Origin of the sequence: Pseudomonas sp. FSL R10-1339 (assembly GCF_009600545.1) — a bacterium.
GTDB classification, from domain to species: domain Bacteria; phylum Pseudomonadota; class Gammaproteobacteria; order Pseudomonadales; family Pseudomonadaceae; genus Aquipseudomonas; species Aquipseudomonas bubulae.
In genome coordinates this window covers 1-8,370 of record NZ_WIVQ01000134.1, presented here as the reverse complement: position 1 = coordinate 8,370, position 8,370 = coordinate 1, and the positions used below count along the sequence as shown (strand labels likewise).

The window sequence follows — 8,370 nt, the reverse complement described above, 5'->3', positions numbered from 1 at the left end:
CCATCTTGGCCTCCTGGCTTTAATGGCGGTGTATTTTACAGAAAATCGTATTTCTTGGGTTTACGTACAGAGCCTAGCCTCCACCAGAGTCATGGCGTCACCGGAAGCATCCGGATTATTATAATGCAAGTTCAGAAGTGACCTGTCCGCCGCCCTGTACTCGCAGTACCCGATCCGCCCCGTAGACCCTGCCTCGTTATTGGCTGGATAAAAAACAGCGGCTTCGAATGTTTGCAACGGTGACGCTGTCGGGGCGCTTGCCACAGCGATCCATTCAGCTGCGGAAGCATTGGCTGGCGCCGTATAGATACCATTTCTGAGCGTCACGGTTTCAGCACGCGGACAACTTTCAACCACACTGGCTAAAGAAACCGAAGAATAAAACAACATCGCACACAACAAGTACACGTATTTCATATACGCCCCCAATCAAATACTGAAAATTGTTCACGACAAGCAACTTGCCGCCCCCCCAATCCTAAACGGACATTATTATTTAACAACAGGTTATTATGTAGGGAATTTCCTGAGGATACGTGCGATCTTCTTTATCCTCAGCACCTAATCAAAAAGACCCAACCTCCACACTGATTATAAATAACGATCGTTTTCCTACCCTTGTAAGGATTATTATCAAGCCATCAACTATTTCCATGGACATGCTGAAATGACCACCCCTGACCTGTGCCCAGCATGCGGCGCTCGAAACGACTGCTCCATGGCCAGCCCGGATATCGCGGCTCAATCCTGCTGGTGCCATACCGTCAATATTGATCCCAAGGTCATACAGGCATTACCACTTGAGCTACGTGACCTCGCCTGCCTGTGCCCTCGTTGCGCGAACGTTGCAAGTCAATTGCCGCCTGCACGGGCGCAGAGCCTCACGTAAGATACGCGCATGAATTCCTTGTGATTGATCGCTATGCGTTTAGACCGTTTTCTGAGCAACCGCCCCCAGTTCAACCGCCAGCAAGTACGCTTGCTCCTGATAGAGAAGCGCATCCAGGTTGATGGGCAGGTTATCTCCGATCCACGTCACGAAATCCGGGCATTCAGCCAGGTTGAGTTCGACGGGCAAATCTTGCAGGCAGGCAAACCGGCGCGTTACTTCATGCTGCACAAGCCACCCGGATGTGTAAGCGCCACCCAGGATGCGGAACATCCTACGGTGATCGACTTGCTGGATGAGCCGGACAAACACGACCTGCATATCGCAGGTCGGCTGGACTTCAACACCAGCGGGTTGATGCTGATTACCAATGACGGCCAATGGTCGCGTCATGTCACTCAGCCCGAGACCAAGATGCCCAAGGTGTATTACGTCGAGACCGAGCAGGAAATTACCGACGCGTATATCAGCAAATTTCGTGAGGGAATCTATTTCGCTTTTGAAGACCTGACCACGCAGCCCGCCGGGCTGGAACTGCTTGGCCCTTGCAGTGCCCGCCTGAGCATCGTTGAGGGCCGTTATCATCAGGTCAAACGCATGTTTGGCTTCTTCAACAACAAGGTCGTGCGCCTGCACCGCGAAAGCATCGGCCCCTTGGTGCTCGACAGCCTGCTGGCCCCCGGCGAGTACCGGGCGCTGAGCGAGCAGGAAGTTGTGCAATTCCAACCCTCTCCAGCAAATTAGCCGGCAACGAGGCCCACCCCTTTCTGTAACAATCACAGAGCACCATCAGTCAGACCGACGCTCGATTCACTGGAGTCTGACGCCATGATGAAGCCCGAAATTGCCGTGCTCGACATTCAAGGCCAATACCGTATCCACACCGAGCTTTATCGCTGCGATACGGCGCTAAACACCATCATCCTGGTGAATGGTTCGATGGCCACCACTGCGTCCTTTGGCCAGACCCTGAAAAACCTCCACCCGCATTTAAACGTTGTTCTCTATGACCAGCCCTACGCGGGCAACTCCAGGCCTCATAACCCTCATCAGAAGATGCTGACGAGGGAAATAGAAGCTCAAATTTTGCTGGAGCTGATAGAGCATTTTGACGCGAACTACCTGCTGTCATTTTCATGGGGCGGGACAGCGGCACTTACCGCCCTGGCGTGTGCGCCGCGACGCATCGAAAAGGCCGTGATCAGTTCGTTTTCGCCGCTGATCAACGACGCCATGCGCGATTACCTGGAGCGTGGCCGTCATTGCCTGGCAGCTTGCAACCGCACTCAGGTGGGCAATCTGGTCAACGACACACTGGGCAAGCATTTGCCGCCATTGTTCAAGCGTTTCAACTTCAGGCACGTCAGCAGCCTGGCCGAGCATGAATACGCGCAAATGCACTTTCATATAGACCAGGTCCTGAACAACGATCAGCAAGGCTTTCTCAGTGCCACGCAGGGTATCGATATACCGGTGCTGTTTATCAATGGCCAATGGGACGAATACACCGTGGCCAGCGACGCCCGGCACTTTGCCCAGCCGATTGCCAACAGCCGGTTCATCAGCCTGGAAAACACCGGGCATTTTCTCGATATGGAAAACAGGAGCGCCAGCCACAGCAGTAAAAACGCCCTGCTCGAGTTTTTAAAGCCAACCCGACCTCACCCACCCTCACTGTCGTTGTGAGGGTGCCCGAGGCAATCAACAGAACGAAAAAGCTGCTAAAACAACACATTTCAAGAATAAAACTTCTCATCGCTGCCATCTTCTGGTACAAAGTCAGCCGCTCTGAGCGGGTGTCGTATAATGGTATTACTCCAGCTTCCCAAGCTGATCACGCGGGTTCGATTCCCGCCACCCGCTCCACTTCTTCCTGGCTTTCAATCCACTTGAAAGCTTCGCTACACAGCAAAATCCTGCAACTGCATTGCCATCCAAACCCTACCCCACCCTTTTTCATCCCCGATGACATTGTCCACACTGCATCCCCCCTGCCCGTTATTTCAAACGATCGCTTGCAACAATCCGGGCAGCGCATGCATCAGCGCACTGATGGCAAAACCGATAAACATCACCCCGCACAGCCGGGTAATCAGTAACTCATGGCGCTGATAGAGCGCCCTGACATGGCCGGCGCCAACAACACCCACCAGAATCATGTAGGCCAGCGCCCCACCCACAAAGCTCAACGCAATCAACCAGGGCAACATGGCCCAGGTCAGTAACTCTGCGCGGCTGGACAACAGCGCAGTGAACGTCGCCACTGCCACCGGATACGCTTTGGGGTTGGTCAATCCGAAGAAAATCCCGTGGGCAAACGGCTGTCGCGCCGGGCCTTGTTGAGCACTGCTGCTGCCCTGGGCGCGAACGGCACGCAGGCCCAGCCAGAAAAGGTACAAGCCGCTGATCAAGCCCAGCACGTTGAAGGCAGTGCTGCCAAATTCACGTGCGCCGACGATGGCAATCAGCGCCGTGCTGCACCAGATCACATCGCCGAGCAAATGCCCGCACAGAAAACCGGCGCCGGCACGTCGCCCACGGGCAGCGCCAATGCCGAAAACAGCCAGCACGCCCGGGCCCGGCGTGATCCCATAGATAAAGCCTGAGGCCAGAACGGCCAATAACAACGAAGGTGTCATGCAAAACGCTCCAGATAATCATGCCTCACGTTCGTCCGCTGCCGTGAAGTGGCTCGATTTTGCACGTTATCAACGCTTAAGTAACCGCGTGCAGGGCGAAATTCAGTGGCGCCGCCCCAAAATATTCACCACCAGCCGGTCAACCCAGCCCCAGATGCGCTGCTTCACCCGTCGCCAGAGGGGGCGTGATTGCCAGTCTTGCAGGCTGACGGGCTGACTTTGGGCGAAGTCGGCGATAAAGCTGGCCGCCACCGCCTGGGTAAGCGCCGGATCCAGCGCCTCAAGGTTGGCTTCAAGGTTGAAACGCAGGTTCCAGTGGTCGAAATTGCATGAGCCAACGCTGACCCAATCGTCGATCAGGACCATTTTCAAATGCAGAAAACAGGGCTGATATTCCAGTATCTGCACTCCGGACTTGAGCAGCCGCGGGTAATAACGGTGCCCGGCGTAGCGCACCGAAGGGTGGTCGGTGCGCGGCCCGGTGAGCAGCAACCGCACATCGACACCCCGCGCTGCTGCCCGGCGCAATGAACGGCGCACGCTCCAGGTCGGCAGAAAGTAAGGCGTGGCCAGCCAGATGCGCTGCTTGGCGCTGTTGATCGCGCGCACCAGCGATTGCAGGATATCGCGATGTTGATGGGCATCGGCGTAGGCCACGCGCCCCATACCCTCAGCCTCGTCGGGCACACCGGGCAAGCGCGCCAGGCCGAAGTGGGTCGCCGGTTTCCAGGCCTTGCGGCTGATATTGGCCCGCCACTGACGATCAAACAGCATCTGCCAGTCCAGCACCAGCGGACCTTGCATCTGCACCATCACCTCATGCCAGTCGCAGCTGTTTTCAGTGGGGCGCCAGAACTCATCGGTGACGCCGGTGCCACCCACCACAGCCAATTGCTGATCCACCAACAACAGCTTGCGATGATCGCGATACAGATTGTTGAGGCCACGGCGCCAGCTCAGCGGGTTGTAATGCCGCAGCTCAACCCCGGCTTCGATCAGCCTGCGGCGCAACGCCGGGCCCAATCCCAGACTTCCGTAGGCGTCAAACAGGCAACGCACCCGCACCTCGCGCCAGGCCGCCTGTTCCAGGGCCTGGACGATGGTTTCGGCACAGTCACCGGCCTCAACCAGATACAACTCCAGATCGATCTGCTCCTGAGCCTGTTCAATGACGGCCAGCATGCGCGGGAAAAACTGCGGCCCGTCGATCAGCAACTCAAAACTATTGTCACTGCGCCAGCCAAACACTGCGCCGGCCATCTTAACGGGCCGTGAAAATCAGCACCGCATTCACCGGTACTGAAAAGCTGATGGCCGAAAGCCCGGCCAGTTTGCGCAAGGTTTCAAGCTCCGGTTGCAGGCCAAAATCTTCGGCTTGCAGCATCAGCGGCTCCAGGGTCACGACCTGAAAGCGTCGTTCATCCAGACGGGTGGCCAATAGCTCGGCTTGATAGGTGTGCTGTTTGCCGCGCAAGCTGACCGTTACCGGCAAGCGCAATTCCAGTTGCGCACCGGAGGCCAGGTCATTGATCGGTTGCAGGTCGATCTGCGCGCTGATCTGCGCTTCCGGGAAGTGCTTGAAATCAAACAACACGTCACGCATGCGCTCATCACGCAGTGGCACTGAGCTGTTGACCGAGTCCATCTCAATACGCAATTGCGCCAGGCCTTTGCGGTCAACCTTGCCATGCAGGACCAGAAAGCGGTGCACATCGGCGATATTGGCATTTTGCGTGGTGATAAATGACAGCCGTGACGACTCACCGTCCAGGTACCAGTTGGCCTGGGCAGACAGGCTCACACCCAGGGTCAGCAACAAAGCACAGGCAGAAGATAACAGCGCTTTAAGCATAAAAACTCATCAACCAATAAACGTGGGTGAACATTAAACCCGGCGAGCGGTTTTGGCAGGACTTATTTCACCCTCTTGAGACGTCAGGCGCTACCGACAGTTCCTCCCGCCCCCCTGTCACACAAGCATCATCCAAACGTCACAGTGGTGACATTGCACCTGCTTAGCCTGAAGTTGCACACCTCAGTCGATTGGCAGATACCCAGAGCGGGCACAGTGCCTGCACGGAGATTCGCAATGTCCCAGATCGCCCGTATCCGCGACACCGCTCCAGAACGTCGCTTGCAGGCTGAGCGTTTGCTCGGCCCCGCGGCATTGCGCGAGGCTCAGACCCTACGTTTTCGTGTGTTCAGCGACGAGTTGAAGGCCAAACTCAAAAGCGCCGAACACGGGCTGGACGAGGACGGCTATGACGCTTATTGCGAACATATCGGGGTACGCGATCTCAATAGCGGCCAGTTGGTTGCCACCACCCGCCTGCTGGATCACAGCGCGGCACAACGTATCGGCCATTTTTACAGCGAAGAAGAGTTCAACCTTCACGGGTTGGCCAACCTGCAGGGGCCGCTGCTTGAAATCGGGCGCACCTGCGTCGACCCGGCCTACCGCAATGGTGGCACCATCGCCGTGCTGTGGGGTGAACTGGCCGAAGTCCTTAACCAGGGCAATTATCGCTACCTGATGGGCTGCGCCAGCATCCCGATGCAGGATGGTGGCATTCAGGCCCGGGCGATCATGCAGCGTCTGCGCGAGCGTTACTTGTGTACGGAGCATCTACGCGCCGAGCCGAAAAATCCGCTGCCGGCGCAGGAAGTGCCCAGCAACGTCATCACGGAAATGCCGCCGCTGCTCAAGGCCTATATGCGCCTGGGCGCGAGGATTTGCGGCGAGCCCTGCTGGGATGAAGACTTTCAGGTGGCCGACGTCTTCATCCTGCTCAAGCGTGATGAACTGTGCCCGCGCTATGCGCGTCACTTCAAGGCGGCCGTGTGATGCGCCGCTTGCGCCGGTATGCCCGGGTGGCACGGGTGCTCGGGGTGGTCAGTCTGGGGCTGGGCATGGCGGGCATGTTCGGGCTGCTTGAACGCCTGGGCCTGAACAGCACAATGGATCGCCGCCAGCGCTGGTCGCAGTTTTTTATGACACGCCTGAGCAGCGCCCTGCCCTTTCGCGTCACCGTGGTCGGGGAAATCCCGGCAACGCCGATGCTGTGGGTGAGCAATCACGTGTCCTGGACCGATATTGCATTGCTGGGGCAACTGACCCCGCTGTCATTTCTGTCCAAAGCCGAGGTGCGTGGCTGGCCGGTGGCCGGGTGGTTGGCGGCCAAGGCAGGCAGTTTGTTTATCCGCCGTGGTGCGGGAGACAGCCAGGTGATTCGTGAGCAAATGACCCGTCACCTGCAACAGCCGCTACCCCTGCTGATGTTTCCCGAAGGCACCACCACGGATGGGTGCTCGGTGCGTACCTTTCATGGGCGGTTGCTGTCGGCGGCCATTGACAGCCGGGTACCACTGCAACCTGTAGCCATCCGCTATTTGCGCAATGGCGAGGTCGATGCGATAGCGCCGTTTATTGGCAATGACGATTTGCTCTCACATCTGCTGCGACTGTTTAGCCATGAGCAGAGCGACGTTGAGATTCATCTGCTGGAGCCCATTGCCAGCCAGGCACAAGAGCGGGCCGTGCTGGCGTTCAGAGCGCAGGAAGCGATCCGGCGGGTGGTGTCAGCACCGGTGACGCAAACAGATCCGCTGCCGGAGAGAGTGGGGGCGATGATTTGAGCCGGGAGCCATGTAAGGGGATGTTGTGGGAGCGGGCTTGCTCGCGATGCAGGCGACACGGTGCAACGATAAAGTCGCGTTGCAACAGTAAAGGTACATTGCACATTAACTGGCCCACCGCGTACATATCCGGCATTTGCGTCTAACTGAAATATTGGTTTCGCCCTTACGGCGAGTCCCTTTTTGAAGGACCAAAAAGGAACCAAAAAGTCCTCGCCCCATCGTACGGCCTTCGCTACGCTCAGGTTCCCTCGCTCCGGCTCTGCTCCGTGGGCACGCCGCCACGGGCCATCCATGGCCCATCGCGGCTCTCCCGGCATCCATGCCGGTCGACCCACTCCTCAGAACCTCCTCTCGGCCTCCCGGGAGGGCAGGCAGATCAAAAGCACTACGCCGAGGCGGCCGACCGGCCGGCCTGTTTGGTTCACATTTACTGCGCAATCCCCTGTCGTCACTGCCGAAGGAACAAGGCTGCGATTTTTAACGCGAATATCGGTTATGTACTCAATGCATCAGTTATAAAAACGCTATCAAGCAGGCCTCAACCGCCAGCCCAGCACATCCAGCAAATCACACCCATCACGCAGCAATTGCGCCGAAACAGTAGCCATATGCTTAAGATCTACAGAGTCAGCCTCTTGCACTTCCCGACTGGAAAACGATTCCATCAGTTGGGTGACGGCCAGTACGCGAGCGGCGGCGTTGGCATGAAGTACGTCGAGGGGCGCGTTGCGGTCGATCAATAAAGCAGGGATGGTGCAATCGATGGCGGTAAGCGGGACAAACGATGAGTCGGTCATTAATCAAACTCCTAAATGTCGAATTTGAGCCGACCGTTTTCGTCGCCAAACAAAAGCAGGTGGCTGCTGTACGCGGGTTGGCGAACCGGTAACATTTAGGAAAACCCGGCAGACCCGAAGATCTCCCACGCACAGCTGCCATAGAGCAACGCGAGCAAAATACACGCTCTGCCATATAGAACAATCGCATGCTAACTAAATGTTAAGCAGGTCGCCAAACCCGGCCGCCTTATCGGCGAACACCGACTATAAGCGTCGTCCCCTCGCCCCAGCAATTGGCAAACCTGTGAGAAAAATCCCGAAAAAACGTGAGCTTGTAGTTTCTGTAGCCGCTGCCGAGGAACACTGCAACTGTGGGAGCGAGCCTGCTCGCGAAGGTCGTTCGCGAGCAGGCTCGCTCCCACAA

General features: G+C 57.1%; 10 protein-coding genes and 1 tRNA gene. 6 read left to right on the top strand and 5 right to left on the bottom strand.

Annotated elements, in window-relative coordinates:
- Window positions 1–60: 60 nt before the first annotated feature.
- On the bottom strand, window positions 61–390 hold the full coding sequence (locus GHO03_RS25940; RefSeq protein ID WP_372241785.1) for a DUF3757 domain-containing protein: 330 nt from the start codon (window positions 388–390) through the stop codon (window positions 61–63).
- 277 nt (window positions 391–667) lie between these two features.
- Between GHO03_RS25940 and GHO03_RS22700 the strand changes: the two genes are divergently transcribed.
- The 4 genes from GHO03_RS22700 (at window position 668) to GHO03_RS22685 (ending at window position 2,755) form a co-directional block, all read left to right on the top strand.
- On the top strand, window positions 668–889 hold the full coding sequence (locus GHO03_RS22700) for a cysteine-rich CWC family protein (protein ID WP_095019719.1): 222 nt from the start codon (window positions 668–670) through the stop codon (window positions 887–889).
- 33 nt (window positions 890–922) lie between these two features.
- Window positions 923–1,633 (top strand): pseudouridine synthase, encoded by a 711-nt coding sequence (locus tag GHO03_RS22695; RefSeq protein WP_153400563.1) that lies wholly within the window; start codon window positions 923–925, stop codon window positions 1,631–1,633.
- A gap of 87 nt (window positions 1,634–1,720) precedes the next feature.
- The gene (locus GHO03_RS22690) at window positions 1,721–2,575 is read left to right on the top strand and encodes an alpha/beta fold hydrolase (protein ID WP_169916950.1); all 855 of its coding nucleotides are present in this window, start codon (window positions 1,721–1,723) and stop codon (window positions 2,573–2,575) included.
- Window positions 2,576–2,681: 106 nt separating this feature from the next.
- A tRNA-Gly gene (locus tag GHO03_RS22685) sits at window positions 2,682–2,755 on the top strand.
- A gap of 137 nt (window positions 2,756–2,892) precedes the next feature.
- Here the strand turns inward: GHO03_RS22685 and GHO03_RS22680 are convergent.
- The 3 genes from GHO03_RS22680 to GHO03_RS22670 form a co-directional block, all read right to left on the bottom strand.
- Window positions 2,893–3,528 carry a LysE family translocator gene (locus GHO03_RS22680; protein WP_095001341.1) on the bottom strand — a complete coding sequence of 212 codons (636 nt, stop codon included), beginning with the start codon at window positions 3,526–3,528 and terminating at the stop codon, window positions 2,893–2,895.
- Window positions 3,529–3,630: 102 nt separating this feature from the next.
- A complete protein-coding gene (locus GHO03_RS22675; RefSeq protein WP_095001340.1) occupies window positions 3,631–4,788 on the bottom strand; it encodes a phosphatidylserine/phosphatidylglycerophosphate/cardiolipin synthase family protein in 1,158 nt (385 codons plus the stop codon).
- Between the two features lies 1 nt (window position 4,789).
- Entirely contained in the window at window positions 4,790–5,380 is a 591-nt protein-coding gene (locus GHO03_RS22670; protein ID WP_095001339.1) for a YceI family protein, read from the bottom strand.
- A gap of 237 nt (window positions 5,381–5,617) precedes the next feature.
- Here GHO03_RS22670 and olsB point away from each other — a divergent pair, with 237 nt between their 5' ends.
- Together olsB and GHO03_RS22660 are read left to right on the top strand one after the other, a co-directional pair.
- Window positions 5,618–6,373 (top strand): L-ornithine N(alpha)-acyltransferase, encoded by a 756-nt coding sequence (olsB, locus tag GHO03_RS22665; RefSeq protein WP_095001338.1) that lies wholly within the window; start codon window positions 5,618–5,620, stop codon window positions 6,371–6,373.
- Complete coding sequence (locus GHO03_RS22660; protein WP_095026058.1) at window positions 6,373–7,164, top strand: 1-acyl-sn-glycerol-3-phosphate acyltransferase; 792 nt, start codon at window positions 6,373–6,375, stop codon at window positions 7,162–7,164. The genes olsB and GHO03_RS22660 overlap by 1 nt, the downstream gene beginning before the upstream one ends.
- Before the next feature lie 530 nt (window positions 7,165–7,694).
- Here GHO03_RS22660 and GHO03_RS22655 read toward each other — a convergent pair.
- On the bottom strand, window positions 7,695–7,964 hold the full coding sequence (locus tag GHO03_RS22655) for a short-chain dehydrogenase (RefSeq protein ID WP_095001336.1): 270 nt from the start codon (window positions 7,962–7,964) through the stop codon (window positions 7,695–7,697).
- Window positions 7,965–8,370: the final 406 nt, after the last annotated feature.